The sequence below is a fragment of the Promicromonospora sp. NPDC050249 genome (assembly GCF_040656015.1).
GTDB lineage: Bacteria > Actinomycetota > Actinomycetes > Actinomycetales > Cellulomonadaceae > Promicromonospora.
Genome location: NZ_JBFAKY010000021.1, coordinates 60197 through 78885, shown reverse-complemented (window position 1 = coordinate 78885; position 18689 = coordinate 60197). Strand labels below are relative to the sequence as shown.

The 18689-nt window shown below is 72.1% G+C and carries 15 protein-coding genes; 6 read left to right on the top strand and 9 right to left on the bottom strand.

All coding sequences use genetic code 11. From position 1 onward, the window contains the following. Positions 1–137: 137 nt before the first annotated feature. Both AB0I32_RS17815 and AB0I32_RS17810 read left to right on the top strand, forming a co-directional pair. Positions 138–1223: a hypothetical protein gene (locus tag AB0I32_RS17815; protein ID WP_357508336.1), complete on the top strand. Its 1086-nt coding sequence runs from the start codon at positions 138–140 to the stop codon at positions 1221–1223. Positions 1224–1521: 298 nt separating this feature from the next. Beyond that, a complete protein-coding gene (locus AB0I32_RS17810; RefSeq protein ID WP_357508334.1) occupies positions 1522–1797 on the top strand; it encodes a hypothetical protein in 276 nt (91 codons plus the stop codon). A 108-nt stretch (positions 1798–1905) separates the two neighbouring features. Here the strand turns inward: AB0I32_RS17810 and AB0I32_RS17805 are convergent, their stop codons facing one another. Together AB0I32_RS17805 and AB0I32_RS17800 are read right to left on the bottom strand one after the other, a co-directional pair. Continuing rightward, entirely contained in the window at positions 1906–4092 is a 2187-nt protein-coding gene (locus tag AB0I32_RS17805) for a prolyl oligopeptidase family serine peptidase (protein ID WP_357508332.1), read from the bottom strand. 95 nt (positions 4093–4187) lie between these two features. Beyond that, positions 4188–6236, bottom strand: coding sequence for a cytochrome c oxidase assembly protein (locus tag AB0I32_RS17800; protein WP_357508330.1), 2049 nt, complete (start codon positions 6234–6236; stop codon positions 4188–4190). A 165-nt stretch (positions 6237–6401) separates the two neighbouring features. Here AB0I32_RS17800 and AB0I32_RS17795 point away from each other — a divergent pair, with 165 nt between their 5' ends. Then, a complete protein-coding gene (locus tag AB0I32_RS17795) occupies positions 6402–6674 on the top strand; it encodes a WhiB family transcriptional regulator (protein WP_129787518.1) in 273 nt (90 codons plus the stop codon). 229 nt (positions 6675–6903) lie between these two features. Here AB0I32_RS17795 and AB0I32_RS17790 read toward each other — a convergent pair whose 3' ends face one another. The 4 genes from AB0I32_RS17790 to AB0I32_RS17775 all read right to left on the bottom strand — a co-directional run bounded on the left by AB0I32_RS17790 (position 6904) and on the right by AB0I32_RS17775 (position 12466). Beyond that, positions 6904–8355 (bottom strand): dihydrolipoamide acetyltransferase family protein, encoded by a 1452-nt coding sequence (locus tag AB0I32_RS17790; protein WP_357508397.1) that lies wholly within the window; start codon positions 8353–8355, stop codon positions 6904–6906. Positions 8356–8424: 69 nt separating this feature from the next. Then, positions 8425–9456 (bottom strand): alpha-ketoacid dehydrogenase subunit beta, encoded by a 1032-nt coding sequence (locus tag AB0I32_RS17785; RefSeq protein WP_357508328.1) that lies wholly within the window; start codon positions 9454–9456, stop codon positions 8425–8427. Positions 9457–9461: 5 nt separating this feature from the next. After that, positions 9462–10631: a pyruvate dehydrogenase (acetyl-transferring) E1 component subunit alpha gene (pdhA, locus tag AB0I32_RS17780; RefSeq protein WP_357508326.1), complete on the bottom strand. Its 1170-nt coding sequence runs from the start codon at positions 10629–10631 to the stop codon at positions 9462–9464. 290 nt (positions 10632–10921) lie between these two features. After that, positions 10922–12466, bottom strand: a complete 1545-nt coding sequence (locus tag AB0I32_RS17775; protein WP_357508324.1) for an MFS transporter — start codon at positions 12464–12466, stop codon at positions 10922–10924. 101 nt (positions 12467–12567) lie between these two features. Between AB0I32_RS17775 and AB0I32_RS17770 the strand changes: the two genes are divergently transcribed. After that, a complete protein-coding gene (locus AB0I32_RS17770; RefSeq protein ID WP_357508322.1) occupies positions 12568–13464 on the top strand; it encodes a helix-turn-helix transcriptional regulator in 897 nt (298 codons plus the stop codon). Positions 13465–13547: 83 nt separating this feature from the next. Here the strand turns inward: AB0I32_RS17770 and hisC are convergent, their stop codons facing one another. After that, positions 13548–14636 (bottom strand): histidinol-phosphate transaminase, encoded by a 1089-nt coding sequence (gene hisC, locus AB0I32_RS17765; RefSeq protein WP_357508320.1) that lies wholly within the window; start codon positions 14634–14636, stop codon positions 13548–13550. Between the two features lie 14 nt (positions 14637–14650). Here hisC and AB0I32_RS17760 point away from each other — a divergent pair, with 14 nt between their 5' ends. Next, positions 14651–15058: a phage holin family protein gene (locus tag AB0I32_RS17760; protein ID WP_357508318.1), complete on the top strand. Its 408-nt coding sequence runs from the start codon at positions 14651–14653 to the stop codon at positions 15056–15058. 30 nt (positions 15059–15088) lie between these two features. On the opposite strand, the gene AB0I32_RS17755 is transcribed toward AB0I32_RS17760, so the two are convergent. Together AB0I32_RS17755 and AB0I32_RS17750 are read right to left on the bottom strand one after the other, a co-directional pair. Further along, positions 15089–16642 (bottom strand): hypothetical protein, encoded by a 1554-nt coding sequence (locus AB0I32_RS17755; protein ID WP_357508317.1) that lies wholly within the window; start codon positions 16640–16642, stop codon positions 15089–15091. Continuing rightward, positions 16639–16896, bottom strand: coding sequence for a hypothetical protein (locus AB0I32_RS17750; protein WP_357508315.1), 258 nt, complete (start codon positions 16894–16896; stop codon positions 16639–16641). Before AB0I32_RS17750 ends, AB0I32_RS17755 begins: the two co-directional genes overlap by 4 nt. Before the next feature lie 220 nt (positions 16897–17116). On the opposite strand from AB0I32_RS17750, the gene purB reads away from it, so the two are divergent. After that, positions 17117–18613 carry an adenylosuccinate lyase gene (purB, locus tag AB0I32_RS17745; RefSeq protein ID WP_357508313.1) on the top strand — a complete coding sequence of 499 codons (1497 nt, stop codon included), beginning with the start codon at positions 17117–17119 and terminating at the stop codon, positions 18611–18613. Positions 18614–18689: the final 76 nt, after the last annotated feature.

Here is an 18689-nt window from a genome sequence, read left to right as displayed (position 1 = left end):
GGTTGGGTGGTAGCAGAGGAACGTACCGCGCAAACCTGGCGGGGCGATATCCGCCTATCGGATGACTTTCTGGGGCAGACCGGCGTGTCGCCCCCGTGGGGGCCGTGTGTGTTGGTGGGTGAGGAGAGGATCAGGGCATGGACCGCGACCAGGCCAGGAAGATGAAGGAGCAGCTCGCAGCCTTCGCCCGAGAGCTCGCCGAGAAGCATGGAGTAGTGGCAACACCGCGGTCCCTTGGCGCGCAGACGGAGTCGGAGGCTGCCGACGTCGTACGCGCTCCCACGCTCGCCCTGGGCCTCGTGCCCCAGGCGGGGGGCGGCTTCGGGATCGCCGTCCGCTACCGCCTGGGGATTCCCCGGGCCCGCTCGATAGTGCGCAAGGTCTCTGCGGAGATCGGCCCCGAGGCCGACGTCCGGCGGACCGGGCGCATCCGCCCCGTGAGCGAGCTGGGTCCGCGCCCGCCCGCGCCGACGTCGCAGGCCGACGGCGACACGGACCGGCGCCGTCCGCTGCGGCCGGGCATCTCGATCGGCCACGTGGGTGTGACGGCCGGGACGCTCGGCGCGTTCGTGACGCGTGCGATGCCGGGCGGCGGTGACCGCGCCGGGGACGACCTCGGGGACGGTCAGCTGTACGCGCTCTCGAACTACCACGTGCTTGCCGGTTCCCCCGAGGCCAGGCCCGGCGACGTCGTCCTGCAGCCCGGACCCGCGGACGGCGGGCTGGCACCGGGCGACCGGATCGGCGAGCTGACCCAGGTCGTGGACCTGGACGCGCTGGAGCCTGCCTACACGGACGCCGCCATCGCGCGCCTCGACCGGGTCCCTGTCGACTTCGACTACCCCGTAGGACGCGTGGTCAAGACAGCGCGTGCCCTCGGTGGCGAGATCGTCGGCAAGGTGGGCCGCACGACGTCGGTCACGCGCGGGCGGGTCACCGCCATCGAGCTGGACGACGTCATAGTGGGCTACGAGGATCTCGGCGCGCTCAGCTTCGACGACCAGATCGAGATCGAGGGCCTCGACGACCAACCGTTCTCACGGGGCGGCGACTCGGGGGCCCTCGTGTACCGGGAGGACGGCGTGGCGCTGGGTCTCCTGTTCGCGGGGTCGGAGTCCGGCGGGCCCAGCGGCAAGGGGCTCACCTATGCCAACCCGATCGACCAGGTGCTCGAGATCCTGGGGGTCGAGCTGGCCCGGGAGCCGCCGGGCCCCTTCGCATGATCTGGACCCCGTTCGAGGGCGTTCGGTATGCGCACCAGCGTTTCCCCTGCCGGGCGTGTCGGTCCTGCCGGCCGGGGACGCCGGCGTGTCCGCGCGGCGCGTCGAGCGGCGCGAACCCGCTGACCTGCGAAGGCGCTGCGGACCTCCTGAAGGGTGGCTCGACCGGCGGGGAACGGCGAGCGAGGGGGTAGACACGGGGGACACAATGGATGACCAGGAGGTGATCGGGATGGCAACACTCGACGAGGCTCGGTCCGCAAAAGCCGCATTACGGCAAAAAGTGACCGGGTTCGACGGTGTGATCGGAGTTGGCGTCGCCCCTGAGTTCACGACGTCCCTCGGGCAGCCCCCGCGTGAGTACCCCGCACAGAAGCATGCGAAGTCCGGCACGTCCGGTAGATCATCGGTCGAGGTGCTGGCCGAGGAGGTCTCGGTCGAGCAGGTGACCGGATCCGGCGGAAGCTGGGTCCTGCAGGTCAACGTGACGGACCCCCGCCTCGTGGACAAGGTCCCGGAGGAGATCAACGACGTCGCCGTGCGCGTGCGCGTCGTCGGCGCGGTCCGAGCGGGCTGAACCACCGGCATGCCGAGGTAGAGCGTCTGTCCGGACGCACGCTCTACCTCGGTGGCCCGAGGATGCACGGCCGGACAGACGCTCTACCTCGGCATGCCTGTGCTCGGGTCAGCCCAGGGTGGTCGGGAGGTCCTGCGGCTCGCCCAGGACCTGCTCGGCCAGGAAGGCCGAGACCACCTGGTACCAGACCTTGGCGTTCTGCGGCGTGAGCACCCAGTGGTTCTCGTCCGGGAAGTACAGGAAGCGGTGCTCGGTCTCGCCGTCGTCGGAGGCGGGCAGACCCGACTTCGTCAGCAGCTCGAACCACAGGCGCAGACCCTCGCCGATCGGGACGCGGTAGTCCTTGTCGCCGTGGATGACCAGCATCGGGGTGCGGATCTCCCCGACTGCCAGGTGCGGGCTGTTCTCCAGCGCCATCTCCGGCGTCATCTCACGGGCCCAGTAGTAGCCGGCGTCCGTGGTGGGGCCGAACTGGTCCAGCGCCCACAGGCTCGCGTGCGTCACCACCGCCTTGAAGCGGTCGGTGTGCCCGGCCACCCAGTTGGCCATGTAGCCGCCGAACGAGCCGCCCATGGCCGCCGTACGCGTCTCGTCGATCTCCGGCAGCCCCTCGGCGGCGTCGGTGATGGCCATGAGGTCCGTGAAGGGAGCCCCTCCCCAGGCGCCCCACCCGCGCTGGATGAACTCCTGGCCGTACCCGGTGGACAGCGCCGGGTCGGGCAGCAGCACCGCGTACCCCTGGGCGACCAGCAGCCACGGGTTCCAGCGCCAGCTCCACGCGTTCCAGGAGCCCAGCGGGCCGCCGTGGATCCAGAGCAGCAGCGGCGCCTTGGCCTCGGGCCCGGCGTCGGCAGGCAGGGCCAGCCAGGCGCGCACCCGGGAACCGTCCTCCGCGGTGGTCTCGATCTCGGTGAGGCGGCCCGGCAGCGCGGGAGCCGCCACGGGCGAGCGCAGCAGCGTGGCGGCGACCGGCGTCCGCTCCCCCGGTGCGCCCGAGGCGAGGAAGCCCGCCAGGTCGATCCGCACGGGCTCGGCCGGGGCCGCGTAAGAGGCGCGCAGTGCGAACAGCGTGGCGCCGTCGGACGTGACGGAGAGGTCGGAGAAGACCGCGTCGTCGGCGGTCAGCTTCTCGACGGTGACGTCGCTCCCCGGGAGCGCCGTCGAGAACGTGAGGACGAAGACCGGCCCGCGGCCGTCGTCGTCGGCCTGGACCAGGAGGCCACTGCCGTCCGGGAGCCAGGTGGGCCGGCCGGGCCAGCGGTCCCAGTCGTCGGCGAGGACCACCGGCTCGGCGGAGCCGTCGGTGGGCACCAGGGCCAGGCGGACCACGGGGGCCTCGGTCGGGGACGAGATGGACTCGGTCACGTAGGCGACCCAGGCGCCGTCGGGCGAGATGCTCGGGCCGCCCGCATCGGCGTCCGGGTCGTCGACGAGCACCCGGCGGTCGCCGGTCACCGTGTCGACGACGACGAGCGTGCTGCGGGTCGCGGCGCCGGCGTCGGGCACGCTCCAGGTGGTGACGAGCGTGGTGCCGTCGGCCGACAGGTCCGCCGAGTGCTCCTCGAGGTGACGGCCGGGGCCCGTGACGTCACGCAGGTCGAGGTGCTTGCCCGACGACGGGTTCTCCTCCTCAGCGGCCTCGTCCTTGGCGCCGGTGGTCCCGGGCGCGTCCGGCAGCGGCGACGCCGGCTCGTCCGTGAGCGTCGTGAGGTCGCCGGCGAAACGCCGCACCTGGTCGGGTCCGAGGTCGTGGTCCCAGAACCGCACGGGGTAGCCCGTGTGCAGGATCGCGGAGACCTTCTGGTCCTTGCGGGCCTTGCGGAGCTCGGCGTCCTGGGTCAGCCCCTTCGCGGAGGGCAGGAGGCTCGTGGCGATGCTCACCGTGTCGGTGTCGCGCGCGGCGAGCGCCCCCGAGACGCCACCGGGCGGGGTCGCGATGACGCGGGCCTCGCCGCCGTGGGCGGGCAGGAGCCAGAGGGCCGACGTCGGCTCGGTGGCCGAGCCGGCCGGGGCCCCGTCCGGGTCGGGCCTGGCCGAGGTGAAGAGGAGATCGCCCGAACGGGTGAAGACGGCGGACGACTCGCCCTTCGTGGAACGGGTGAGCCGCCTGGCCGGCGCCTCACCCGCCGGGTCGAGCTCCCAGAGGGCCGTGCGGTAGCCGGTGCGCTCGCCGTCGAGCGTCTGGACGGCCGCGACGACGCGGGTGCCGTCCGGGCTGGCCGTGAGGCCGGCGAGGCGTGGGATCGCTACGTAGTGGTCGAGGTCGTGGAACGGGGTCTGCGGGGATTCGCTCACCGGACACGTCTATCACGCACGCCTCTGGTTGTGGGCGCGATTTTCCGGCTCCGCGCCCGTCTTGGCACGGCGGCGATCCGCCCGCGTCCAGGAGGTCAGGAGTCGCGCTCCTGGGTCGCCTGTCTGGCTTTCTGGGCCAGCATCTCGTTGTACGCATCCAGCTCGGCGTCGCCGTCGCGTTCCGCCTTGCGGTCGTTCCGCTTGGCCTCACGCGCGTCGGACCGGGCCCAGGAGATCGCTACACCCACCGCGAGCAGCAGGGTCGGCAGCTCACCGATACCCCAGGCGACGGCGCCACCCTTCTGCTGGTCCTCGATCGCGCTGAGTCCCCAGGGGCGGCCCATGAGCCCGAACCAGTCGGGCACGAGCAGGGCGGTGCCGGAGGTGAGCGTGACGCCGAAGAAGGCGTGGAACGCCATGGTGGCGAACAGGAGCACGAGCCGCAGGGGGTATCCGGGGCGGGCCGGCCCGGGGTCGACGCCGACCAGGGCGTTCGCGAAGAGATACCCGACGAGCGTGAAGTGGGCGATCATCCACAGGTGACCGGCGTAGGTGGTCAGCGACAGCTCGAACAGGGGCGTGAAGTAGAAGGCGACCATCCCGCCCGCGAACAGGACCGCGGCCACCACCGGGTTCGCCGCGAACCGGCCGAAGGCGGAGTGCACGAGCACCAGCACCCACTCGCGGGGCCCGCGGGAATCGTCCTTGCGGGCGGGGACCGCGCGGAGGAGCAGGGTGACGGGCGCGGCCAGCACCAGGAACAGCGGCACCACCATCGCCAGGACCATGTGCTGCACCATGTGCCCGCTGAACAGGACGTGGCCGTAGGCGGCAGCGCCGCCGTTGGTGGCCCAGAACAGGACAAGGATGCCGAGGCACCAGGAGACCGTGCGACCGACGGGCCAGGCATCCCCCCGGCGCCGCAGCCGCAGCGTCCAGCGCACGTACACGAGGACGGCGGCCGCACACGCGAACGCGACGATGACGTCCCACTGGAACTCGGTGAGCCAGCGCAACACGGTGGGCTCGGGCGGCAGCGGGTGGCCGGTGACGAGCTCGGCCGGGGTCGGGTCGGCGATCTCGTCGTCGGGCACGGGCGGCGCGGTGGAGCCGAGGGCGACCGCCACGCCGGACACGGCGCCCATCACCCCGACCTCCACGGCGGCGAGCCGCCAGAACAGGCCGATCGCCGCGTTCCTGGTGGTGGTCGCGGCGGAGAGCCGGGCGACGACGGTACTGCGGTGCAGGTACCCCAGGCCGCCCAGGACGAGCAGCAGCGCGGCCTTGACGACGATCAGGACCCCGTAGTCGGTGCTCAGCCCGTCGAGCGAGCCGATCCGGAGCCAGGCGCTGACGATGCCGGAGACCGCCACGGCGGCGAAGCACCAGAACGCGATCTCCGAGTAGCGCCGGATCACGTCGGCGGTGGCGGCATGCCGGAGGCCGACGAAGGCGATGGCCGCGAGCCCGCCGATCCAGAGAGCGGCACCCCCGAGGTGCAGGAACAGCGCCGAGATGGCGACGTCGTGGCTGGCGGCCCCGGCGGCGTGGCCCGTAGAGGACTGCATGCCGAGAGCGAGCAGCGGCAGCGCGATGGTGCCCAGCGCGCCCACCGGGCCACGGACCAGCAGCGCGACGGCCGCCGTCAGCGCGGCGACGATGACTATCCCCAGATATGTGCGGCCCACGGAGATGGTCGTCACGTACTCGATCAGCGCGGGGCCGAACCCCTCCGCATCCAGCGGCAGGTACCAGGACCACGAGAACCGCAGCACCAGCTGCACCAGCGCCGCGAGCGTCCAGACCCCTGCGGCGACGCCTGCGACGCCGAGGGCCCGATCGACCAGCGGTCCGCGCGGCAGCACGAAGGCCGCCAGCGCGAGGGCACCGACGGTCAGTGCCACGGCCAGCTCGGTGATCACCGTCGCGACGGGAGCGCCCCAGCGCACGAGGGCGCCCGGGTCGGTGAAGTTCGCGAACGCGGTGAAGGCGCCCGAGAACGTGCCCGCTGCGAAGAGCGCGGCGAGCGCCACGAGGCCCGCGGCGGGGAGGGCGGTGACGAGCCACGAGGGACTCGTCGGGCCGCTCGCTGTGCTCGTCCGAGCAGGTCTGCTGGTCCTGTTCCGGGCGTCGGTCGGCGTCACGCAGACCAGCCTAGGCGCGGTCCGTAGCGGTTCGGACCGTCCGCGGATGTCCGGTTGACCGCGCCATGACCCCGAAAACCGGGCAATTCGACCGAGTTCAGGAAAAGTTCGGCGGATTTGTGCACCAAACCCAACCCTTTAGCCCTCCTCTGCGTTGTGACCAGTGTGGACCTCGCGAACATCATCACCGAGACCGACGACTCCGTGCCGTGCTCGGAACAGCCCGAGCTCTGGTTCGCGGAACATCCCGCGGACCTTGAGGAGGCGAAGCGCGCGTGCGCTGTCTGCCCGCTGAAGGCGCAGTGCCTCGCGGGCGCGCTCGCGCGCCGCGAGCCGTGGGGTGTCTGGGGCGGCGAGATCGTCGTCGACGGCACCGTGCGCAGCCGCAAGCGTCGTCGCGGCCGGCCTCGGTCGATCGGAGGGATGCGCGTGGCGTGACCGCCACGTGACCAGAGACTTTTCCTGAGGCACGGCGATCGAGTCCATTCGCCGTGAGATACCGGAGCAGTGCGCTCTCCGCACCGAGGATCTCCCAGACGGATCCGGACGAGCGCACTGCCCCGGTCGTACTACGAGTCAGACCCCCAGGTCACCCGACCTGGGGGTCTGACTCGTTCTCGGCTCAGCTCGGCTCAGCTCGGCTCAGCTCGGCTCAGCTCAGCTCAGCTCAGCCCCAGACGAGGCCGTGCGCCGGCTCCTCGAGCACGCGGGCGACGTCCTTGATGAACCGCGCGCCCAGCTCGCCGTCGGCCAGCCTGTGATCGAAGCTGAAGCTCAGCTGCGTGACCCACCGCGGCTTCACCTTGCCCTTGTGCACCCAGGGCTGCTTGCGGATCGCGCCGAAGGCGAGGATCCCCGCCTCCCCCGGATTGAGGATGGGCGTGCCCGTGTCGATGCCGAAGACACCCAGGTTCGTGATCGTGATGGTGCCGTCGGACATGTCCGTGACCGACGTACGTCCGGCTCGTGCGGTCGCCGTCAGCCCGGCGAGCGCCTTCGCGAGGCCGAGCAGGTCGAGCGTGTGCGCGTCCTTGATGTTCGGCACCACGAGCCCGCGGGGCGTCGCCGCGGCGATGCCCAGGTTCACGTAGTGCTTGTAGACGATCTCCTGCGCTGCGTCGTCCCAGGAGGCGTTGATCTGCGGATGCCGCTTCACGGCGAGCAGGATCGCCTTGGCCGCGACGAGCAGCGGCGTCACCTTGACGTCCGCGAAGTCACGGTCCTCCCTGAGGTTCGCGACGAGCTTCATGGTCTTCGTGACGTCGATGGAGTGCAGCACCGTCACGTGCGGAGCCGTGAAGGCGCTGGCGACCATCGCCTCGGCGGTGCGCTTGCGCACCGACCGCACCGGGACACGCGTCTGACGCCCGTCCGGTGAGACCACGCCGGAGGCGAGCCACGGCTCGTCGTCCGGGTAGTGGGTGAGGGTCCGCACCGACGAGCGCTCGGCGTGGGCGACCACGTCCTCACGCGTCACGATGCCGCCAGGACCTGACGCGTGCACGCCCGCCAGGTCCACCCCCAGGTCCTTGGCGAGCTTGCGGACCGGCGGCTTCGCCAGCACCCGCGCCCTCGCGGCGGTGGTGGTGCCGGTGTCCGACGCCGGAGCCGCCGCCCGTGCCGGAGCGACGGCCACGGGGGCCGCCGCCGGTGCGGCTGCGCGTGTCTCGGCCACCGCTACGGGTGCCGGCGCGACCGGTGCAGGGGCGGGCGCGCCCGCCTGGTGCCTGCGACGACGTCCGCTGGCCTTCGCCTCTACCGTGCCGTAGCCGACGAGCACCGATCCGGAGCTCTCGTCCTGCGCGCCCCCGGCTGCAGGGGCGCCGTCGGAGCCGGCCGCCGAACCGGACGGGGCCGACCCGACTGAGTCTCCGGTGTCGGGCACGGTGATCTCGATGATCGGGGTGCCGACGTCTACGGTGGTGCCCGCCTCGACGAGCAGGGCGGACACCGTCCCCGTCCACGGCGACGGCAGGTCGACGAGCGACTTCGCCGTCTCGATCTCCACGATCGTCTGGTTCACCTCGACGGTGTCGCCGACGGCGACCTGCCACTCGACGATCTCGGCCTCGGTGAGTCCTTCGCCGACGTCGGGGAGCGGGAACCTCTGGGTCTTCAAGCTCACTCTGGGCTCACTCTCAGCTCATCCAAACAGCTCATCCGTGGCTGGTTCATCTCTCGCTCACGGTCAGTGCGCGAAGGCGCGGTCGACGGCATCGAGCACACGATCCACGCTCGGCAGGTACTCGTGCTCGTGCTTGGCCACCGGGTACGGGGTGTGGAAGCCGCCCACGCGGAGCACGGGCGCCTCGAGAGCGTAGAAGCACTCCTCGGTGACCCGGGCCGCGATCTCGGCACCCGCGCCGAAGAACACCGGCGCCTCGTGGATCACCACGCAGCGTCCGGTCTTGCGGACGCTCGCCACGATCGCCGCCGTGTCGAGCGGCGAGATGGCGCGCAGGTCGAGCACCTCGGCGGAGCGGCCCTCCTCGGCGAGCGCGTCGGCGGCCTTGAGCGCCGTCGCGACGGACGGGCCGTAGGCGACGAACGTGACGTCGGTGCCCTGGCGGACGACGCGTGCCGAGTTCAGCGTGTCCGTGCCGACGGGAGCGCCCAGGTCGACCGCGCCCTTGCCCCAGTAACGGCTCTTGGGCTCGAAGTACAGCACCGGGTCCGGGGAGGCGATGGCCTCCTGGATCATCGTGTACGCGTCCTGCGGGGTGCTCGGCGAGACCACGCGCAGGCCCGCGGTGTGCGCGAACAGCGACTCCGGGCTCTCGCCGTGGTGCTCGACGCCGCCGATGCCACCGCCGTACGGGATACGGATGACGACGGGCATCTGCACCGCGCCCCGCGTGCGGTTGTGGATCTTCGAGAGCTGCGTGGTGATCTGGTTGAACGCCGGGAAGACGAACCCGTCGAACTGGATCTCGCAGACCGGCCGGTAGCCGCGCATGGCCAGGCCGATGGCGGTGCCGACGATGCCGGACTCCGCCAGCGGCGTGTCCACCACCCGCTGCTCGCCGAACTCGGCCTGGAGCCCGTCGGTCACCCGGAAGACGCCACCGAGCGGGCCGATGTCCTCGCCCATGAGCATGACCTTGTCGTCGTGCCGCATCGCGGCACGCAGGCCCTCGTTGATCGCCTTGCTGAACGAGAGCGTCTGGATGCCCGACGCCGGTTCCGGGGCGCCGGACGTGGTGTGCGTGCGTTCCGCCATGGTTGTCATCGTGCGCCTCCCTGCGCTGAGTCCGCTGTCGCGTACTGCGGGGCCGGCGGGTCGCCGGCGTCGTAGGCCTCGTACCAGGCACGTTCGGCGGCGACGGTGCCGTGGGGTGTGGCGTACACGTCGTCGAACATGCTCGAGACGGCCGGGCCGCCGTCGAGGGCGCGGACGCCGGTGCGCAGCTTTGCGCCCAGCTCGTCGCCCTGTGCCTTGATCTCGGCCTCGAAGTCGTCGTCGAGCGAACCCTCGGCACGCAGCAGCGCGCCCAGCCGGTCGATCGGGTCGCGGCCCCGCCACAGCTCCTCCTGCTCGGAGGTGCGGTACCGGGTCGGGTCGTCCGACGTCGTGTGGGCGCCCATGCGGTACGTGAACGCCTCGATGAAGCTCGGGCCCTGGCCCGTCCGGGCGCGCTCGAGCGCTTCCTGGGTGGCGGCGTACACCGCGAGCACGTCGTTGCCGTCGACCCGCAGGCTGGGCAGGCCGAACGCCTCGCCCCGCTTGTACAGCGGGGTCTTGGTCTGCCGGGTGGTCGGCTCGGAGATGGCCCACTGGTTGTTCTGCAGGAAGAACACCACCGGCGCGTCGTTCACCGCCGCGTAGACCATGGCCTCGTTGACGTCGCCCTGCGAGGTGGCGCCGTCACCGAAGTAGGTGATCACGGCGGTGCCGTCGTGCTTGTCGAGCGGGGTGTTGTCCCGCTGGACGCCCATGGCGTAGCCGGTGGCGTGCAGGGTGTGCGCGCCGATCACGATCGTGTAGACGCTGGTGTTGTGCTCGGTCGGGTTCCAGCCACCGTGGTCGGAACCACGGAAGAACCGCAGCCGGTCGACAGGGTCCAGGCCGCGGACGTGCAGCACACCGTGCTCCCGGTAGGACGGGAACACGTAGTCCTGCGGCCGCAGCGCGTAGGCGCTGCCGACCTGCGCGGCCTCCTGGCCACGAGCGGGCGCGAACAGGGCCAGCTCACCCTGTCGCTGGAGCGAGGTCGCCTCGTCGTCGAACCGACGAGTCAGGACCATGTCGCGGTACATGCCACGAAGGTCTTCCGTGGTCAGGGCCGCAGCGCGGTCGCGATACCCCTTGGACCCGCGCGTCGTGACGCGGTTCCCTTGGGGATCGAGTAGCTGCAACGTCGGGATCGCCTCGTTGGAGCCGTTGGTCGTAGTCACGCTTCCTCCTTCAACTGCGGACGCGAGCGCCCGCTGTTGCGGAGACGCCCGGCCCGTCCCGGGGACCTTTCCATCCTGGCACGGGTCCGGCCGGAAATTTAGCCGATCCGCAACCTACGCTGTCGTAGCCTACGCAAGCGTAGGCTACGGATCCGTAGGTAGGTCTGCCGCGATGTCGCCCAATCTCTCGGGTGACCGTTTGTCGGAACCCACCAAGGCCCGCGACGGAGTCTCGGCGCACGGACCTCGGCGGCCTCCGCGCGGCGTCTGCGTCTCGGTCGTGGACTCCGTCAGCGCGCGGCGCTGTGCCGGGCGACGCGGTGGGCCAGCAGCGCGAACACGACGGCGCAGGCCGCCTGGGCCACGAGGGCGGCCACCAGGCCGACCGCGAGACCCGACCCCGAGCCGGTGGCGTCCGCTGCGGCCGTCCCGCCGGTGGGTCCGCTCGCGGCGTCGGCCACCGCGTGGAAAAGCCCGCCGAGCAGTGCGACGCCCAGCCCCAGGCCGAGCTGCTGCAGCGTGGTGAGCAGGCCGCCGGCGACGCCCGCCGCCCAGGTCGGCGTCCGGGACAGCACCGTCTGCAGCGCGGGTCCGAACATCATCGCCTGCACGGCGCCCAGTGCGACGAGCAGCGGCTGCAGCGCCAGCGGGGCATTCTGCCCGCCGTCGACCCCGATCACCAGGGCGATGCCGAGCAGCACCACAGCCTGCACCGTCGCGGCGTAAACCATGATCCGTGGCCCGACTCGCCGCAGGATCCGGGGCAGCACCAGCGCGGTGACGACGAAGGCCCCGCCGAAACCGAGCAGGAGCACGGCGGTGCCCCACCCGTCGGTGCCCCACACGGTCTGCGAGTACTCCGAGATCTCGTAGAGGAACGCGCCATAGGTGACGAAGAAGAGCATCGTCATGACAAGGCCGATGCGGACCACCGGGACGCGCAGCACGCTCGGTGGCACCACGGGCAGCAGGCCGCGGTGCTCGGCCCGCAGCTGGGTCACCACGAACACCGCGAACATCCCCGCGGACGCGGCCAGCAGCCCGAGCGACCACGCGGGCCAGCCCGCCGTCGGGCCGATCGTCAGCGGTACGACGAGCGCCATCAGCCCGCCACCCAGGAGCGCGGCGCCGGGCAGGTCGAGCGCGAGCGGCGCGTCCGACCGGGACTCGGGCACCGCCCGCAGGCCCAGCAGGGCCGCGAGCGCGATCGCGGCGGTGACGAGCTGGACCGCGCGCCAGCCCAGGCCCTCCGGGAGCGCGACGACGACGGCGCCCGCCACCACCTGGCCCGCGATCGTGGCCACCGCGGAGGCCGCGGTGAACATGATGATCCCTCGGGCGCGCAGGCCGTCGGGCGCGGTCGCCTGGATGGTCGACAGTACCTGCGGCGTGAACAGCCCCGCCGCCAGGCCGAGCGCGGCCCGCAGCACCACGAGGTCGACGAGGCCCTGCGCGAGCGCGGTGAGCGCGGCCAGCACCCCGAAGCTGACCAGCCCGACCGTGAAGAGCCGGCGCCGGCCGTACCGGTCGCCCAGCCGACCGGAGACGACCAGGCCGGCCGCGAACGTCGTCGTGTAGGCGGACAGCACGAGCTGGCCGCCCGACGGCCCGGTGTCCAGGTCGGCGGTGATGGCGGGGACCAGCAGGTTCACCGCGCCGAACGTGAAGTTCACCGGGAGGAAGCCGAGCAGGAGGACGGCGAGGCCGGCGCCGGTCAGGGCTCGTGCCGGGCCGGCGGCGGGCGGGGCCGCTGCGGGTGGGGCGGGTGCTCGCGTGCCTGCCGTGGTGGCCGGGTGCGTGCCCTGGTCGACGGCGGCGGGGAGGGATGGCGTCATGCTTCGACGATGCGGGTACCGCGATCCTGGTACCAGGAGCCTGTTCATACGGGTACCGGCACCACCTGGTTACGCGGGCGCGGCGGGGTGACACTGGTCCGGTGACCAGAACGACACCGGAGCACCAGGCGCTCGGCGCCTTCCTGCGCGAGCGTCGCGGGCGGGTGACCCCGGCCGACGTCGGGCTGCCGCAGGCCGGTCGCCGCCGCACCCCGGGGCTGCGTCGCGAGGAGGTAGCGCAGCTCGCCGGGGTCGGCGTCACCTGGTACACGTGGCTGGAGCAGGGGCGCGCGCCCAACCCGTCGGACCAGGTGCTCGATGCCGTGGCGCGGGCGCTGCGCCTGCGGTCGGACGAACGGCGGCACCTCATGCTCCTGGCCGGGCGGACCGCCGACGTCGGGCCGCACGCCCAGAGCCCGCTCATGGAGGTGCGGCCGGAGCACGTGGCGATCCTGGAGCGGCTGCTGCCCTTCCCCGCCGCGATCCAGACCGCCGCCTACGACCTCGTCGCGGCGAACCGCACCTATCGGTTCTTCTTCGGCGACCTCGACTCGGTCGACCCCGTCGACCGGAACTGCGCATGGCTGCTGTTCACGCACGAGGAGTGGCGCGCCTGCCTCGTGGAACCCGAGGCGGTGCTGCGCGACCTCGCCGCGCGGCTGCGCGCCCGGGAGACCGAGTTCCCGCAGGACCCGCGATGGCCGGGCCTGCTGGCCGGCCTGCGCGAGCACTCACCCGAGTTCGTGCGGTACTGGGACGAGTACGAGGTGCGCGGCGACCGGACGCAGCTGCGGCGCTACCAGTCGTCGCGGGTCGGCAGGCTCGACACGGTCTTCCAGAGCCTGTGGCTCGACCGCGAGCGCGGCGAGCGCATCGTCGTGCTGACCCCCGCCGACGCCGCCTCGGCCCGCCGGCTCGAGCGGCTCGACTCGCTGGTCGGCGCGGCACCGTCGTGGACCGCCCGGGACGGCGTCCTGACAAACGCGATGATCGGCTGAAGATTCCGGTGGTCGGCAAAAGGTCAGGTGATCGGCAGTCCGAGCTACCGATCACCTGACCTTTTGCCGACCATCCGGCCGAGTCAACGCCAGGCGGACGCGACCGTCAGGAACGCGTCGTTCGCCTCCGGGTCGCCGATGCTCACCCGGATCCCGTGGCCGGCGAACGGACGCACCAGGACGCCCGCCTCCTTCGCCTCGGCGGCACGCTGCATGGTCGGCTCGCCCAGGTCGAACCACACGAAGTTCGCGTGCGTCTCCGGCAGCACCCAGCCCTGACCCCGGAGGCTCTCCACGACGCGAGCACGCTCGCCGACCAGCGCCTCGACGTGCTCCATCAGCTGGCCCTGCGCCTCCGGCTCCAGCGAAGCCAGCGCGGCGGCCTGCGCGACGTGCGAGACGCCGAACGGCGTGGACACCGCACGGATACCGGCGGCGAGGCGCGGCTCCGCGATCGCGTAGCCGACGCGGAGCCCCGCGAGGCCGTGCGCCTTGGAGAGGGTGCGCAGCAGCAGCACGTTGGGGTGGCGCGTGTACACGTCGAGACCGACCGGCGCCTCGGGGTCGCGCACGAACTCGAGGTACGCCTCGTCCAGCACGACCAGCACGTTCTTCGGTACTGCCGCCAGGAACGTCTCCAGCTCGCCCGCGTGCACCGCGGGGCCGGTCGGGTTGTTGGGCGAGCAGACGAACACCACTCGGGTGCGCGGCGTGACGGCTGCAGCCATCGCGGGAAGGTCCAGCCGGCCCGTGCCCTCCTCGAGGGGCACGGTCACGGCTTTGCCACCGGACACGGCGGCCGCGATCGGGTAGGCCTCGAACGAGCGCCACGGGAACACGATCTCGTCCCCGTGATCGACGACGGCACTCAAGATGTGCGACAGCAGCGCGACGGACCCGTTGCCGACCACCACGTTCTCGACGGCCACGCCGCTGTGTGCCGCGAGCGCCGCGACGAGCTCCTCGGCATACATGTCGGGATACCGGTTCACCTCGGCCGCTGCGCGCGTGATCGCGGCCTGGACCGACGGCAGCGGCGCGTACGGGTTCTCGTTGGACGAGAGCTTCCATGCCGGTGCGCCCGCGCCGACGCGCGCGCCGGGAACGTAGGCGGGGAGTGCCGACACGGCCGGGCGGAGCGGTACGAATGCTTCTTCCACGGGGGTCAGCATGCCACGATGGCCAGATGAAGCTCGTGGCGCGCATCCTCATCACCGCACTTGCGATCGGGCTGTCGGCCCTGATCCTCGGCTCCCACATGAACATCGTCAGCAACGACACCACCCTGGGCACGATCCTCGCCACGGTGATCATCGCGGTGATCTACGGCCTGGTGCACATGATCGTGAAGCCGATAGTCCAGCTCATCTCGCTGCCCCTCTACATCCTGACGCTCGGCCTGGTGTCGCTCTTGATCAACGCGTTCATGCTGTGGATCACGACGCTCATCACCAACCAGTCCTGGTTCTCGGACCAGCCCAACTGGGGTCTCGAGGTGACCGGCGGCTTCTGGTGGTTCGTGCTCGCGGCGCTCGTGATCTCGGTGGTGCAGACGGTCCTCCTGGCGGTCCTGCCGAACAAGGTCACTGACTGAGGTCACTGACTGAGGTCACTGACCGAGAGGTCACTGACCGACCCGTTCCGCGCGGTAGAACGTGGTGCTCACCGTCGTGCCGTCCAGTCGCGGGCCGATCCGGTCCGCCACCTCGGTCACCCTGGGGTCCCCGAGGCTGATGGCCAGGTCGAGCGTGCGGACGTGCGTGCTGACCGAGTGGGCGCGCGCCACGTCGCCCGACGCCGCGCGGTCGTCCGCGTCGGCGGAGTCGCGAAGCGACCGGACGACCGTCACCCGGTCCCGGGTGCGGGGGTTCTCCGAGGCGGACCGGCCGTCAGTGTGCGAGACGAGCTCTTCCGGGGTCTCGAGGTGCAGTGCCGGGATACCCCGCGGTGTGCTCAGCAGGCCCGTCGGTGACCCTGCTGTGACGAGCCCTCCGATCCGGTAGCGCTCCGTGAAGCCTGCCCGCGACACCAGCACCGCCGCGGCGATCCCGCCGAGGCTGTGTCCCACGAGGGTCACCGGCTCGTCGGGGCCGACGCCGGAGTCGGCGAGCGCACGCTCGACCGCGGCGGTGGCGCCGTCCGCCTGGCCTGCGACGAGCTCGACGTCGGTCCGGCCGTCCCACGGATGTTCCGCAGGCAGCGCCGACTGGGTGCCGGGGATCAGCACGGTCCACGAGACCACGCCGTCGGGCCCGGTGACCTTCTGGACCGCGACGGTGCCCGGCGGCGCGCCGCCCGTGGCCGGGTAGAGGCTGTCGATCCTGGCCACTGCCTCCTGCACGGACCGCGCGCCGGTGTCAGACCAGGCCGGGGGTGAGCCGTCCGCGAAGTCCTCCGCGGTGATCCGCGTGACCCGGACCCCCTGGTCGTCGTTTCCCAGCAGCGGAAGCTCCCGGGCCGCGTGCGCGAGCACACCTGCCCCTCCCGCGATGCCGGGATAGCCGTTGGCGAGCCCCGGCTGCGCCTGCCCGACGCCGCTGCCCAGCCCGGCGAACACCTCGTCCGAGTACGGGGCCAGGTCGCGCACGGCGGCCGAACCGAGCCGTCCGCTGACCGCCCAGGACGCGCCTCCGGTGACCAGTCCCCCGCCCATCCGACCCGCCAGATCGCCCGCGGCCAGGATGCCGACTCCTGCCAGCCCCAGCACGCCCTGGCTGCCGAGTGCCGCTCCCGTTCCGAAGGTTCCTGCGGTGACCAGGGCACCGACCACGCGCTCCGCCGTCGACTCCGCTTCCTCGTAGAGCCCTGCCGCACGCAGCAGGCGCCAGCCCAGCAGGTCGCACAGGTCGGCGTGCTGGACGAGGCTTCGTGCCACATCGAGCACAGCCTCCTCCAGCGCGCGGGCCACGGGGGCGAGCGCGGCGAGAGGCCGGCCGAGACCGTCGTCGGGCTGCCGGGACATTGCCGCTCCGGCGACGCCGGGCAGCACGACGTCCTCGCTCGCGGCAAGGCACAGTCTCGTGGCCGACCGCAGGTCATCGGCGGCGGCCGCCACCCGGGCCGCTGCTCGGCGCACCGAGTCGGACTCGACAGCTGTGACCCCCGCGCCCCCGAACACCGTGATGGTGTCCGGCGGCAGGCGCCGGCCGTCCGGCGGCACCGTCACGGATGCCGTCATGCCGGCCCGCCCGCGACACGCAGGACGGCGACCCGACTCATCGCCTCCTTCAGCCTCGAGATATCGCGTGCGACGGCGAGCGCCGCCTCGGCGACCTCTGCCCGGTACAGCTCCGCCGCGGGTGCCTCCCAGTCCACCTCGACGGCGGCGGCCAGCAGCTGGTCGTTCCCCCGGACCAGGAGCTCCACCGCGGCCGCGAACGCCGCCGTGGGATCCCCTGACCCGGGTAACGGCGATCCGCACGTGCCGGTCACCGACTCCTCCTCGTCGCTCGTCCTGCTGTGCCCATTCCTCGTGCTCCCCGTCCGGTGTGTCTCATCGGTCACGACGCTAGGCGCGGGCCGGGCACCGCCGTCGACCGGGGACGACCGCCTGTGCACAGGTCGCCGAAACGGTCGGGTGTGGTCGGGCTCGCAGCGGTGCGGCGCCGTCCTGCGGGTCTGTGCGGGCCCCCCACGGATCTCGCGTGGGAGAATGGAGAACGTGCCTGAGACGACCGCGCCCGCCGCCAGCCTGACCAGCCCCGCCACCCGCGTGACCCTCGCGGAGGTGAGCCCGGCCATCGCGCTCGGACCGCTCGACGGCCGGTATCGCAAGGCTGTCGCCCCGCTCGTCGACCACCTGAGCGAGGCCGCGCTGAACCGGGAGCGCATCCACGTCGAGGTGGAGTGGCTCATCACGCTGTGCAACGGCGCGTCCGGCATCGCGGCACCGGTGGTCCCCGGCGCACCGACCCTGTCCGCGCAGGAGATCGACTACCTCCGCGCGATCCCCGCCACGTTCGGCGCGGACGAGATCGCCGAGCTGGCCGAGATCGAGCGCGAGACGGTGCACGACGTCAAGGCCGTCGAGTACTTCATCAAGCGCCGCATCGCCGTAGCGCCCGAGGTCCTGGGCACGACCAGCCTCCCAGCGGCGAGCGAGCTCGTGCACTTCGCCTGCACCAGCGAGGACATCAACAACCTGTCGTACGCGCTGATGGTGCGGGGCGCGGTCCGCGACGCCTGGCTCCCGGCCGCGACCGCCGTCGTCGACCAGCTCGCGGGCATGGCGCGCGAGCACGCGGCGGCCCCGCTGCTGTCGAGGACGCACGGCCAGCCGGCGACGCCGTCCACCCTGGGCAAGGAGCTCGCCGTGCTGGCGCACCGCCTGCGCCGTCAGCTGCGCCGCATCGAGGGCGCCGAGTTCCTGGGCAAGCTGAACGGCGCGACCGGTACCTACGGCGCGCACACGGTCGCCGTCCCGACCGCCGACTGGCCCGCCGTGTCGAAGGCGTTCGTCGAGGGCCTCGGGCTGGACTGGAACCCGCTGACCACGCAGATCGAGTCGCACGACTGGCAGGCAGAGGTCTACGCCGACGTCGCGCGCTTCAACCGGATCCTGCACAACCTCGCGACCGACGTGTGGACGTACATCTCGCTCGGGTTCTTCACGCAGATCCCGGTCGAGGGGGCCACCGGCTCGTCCACGATGCCGCACAAGGTGAACCCGATCCGGTTCGAGAACGCCGAGGCCAACCTCGAGATCTCGTGCTCGCTCCTGGACACGCTCTCGGCGACGCTCGTGACGAGCCGCCTGCAGCGCGACCTCACCGACTCGACGACGCAGCGGAACATCGGCCCTGCGTTCGGGCACAGCCTGCTCGCGATCGACAACGTCTCGCGCGGCCTGGACCGGCTCGCCGTGAACGAGACCCTGCTGCGCGAGGATCTCGACGCCAACTGGGAGGTGCTGGGTGAGCCCGTCCAGTCCGCGATGCGCGCGGCCTCGGTCGCGGGCGTGCCCGGTATGGAGAACCCGTACGAGCGCCTCAAGGACCTCACCCGCGGCCAGCGCGTGGACGGCGCGCGCATGCGCGAGTTCGTCGCGGGCCTCGGCCTGCCGGACGACGTCGCCGCCCGCCTCGCCGCGCTGACCCCCGCCACGTACACGGGGCTGGCCGAGCAGCTGGTGAAGGACTACCTGGACTGAGGCGGAGGTGCAGCGCAGGGTGGGGGCCGAGGAACGAGGCACCCGCCCGGAGCGGAACCGCAGTCTCAGCCAGGTA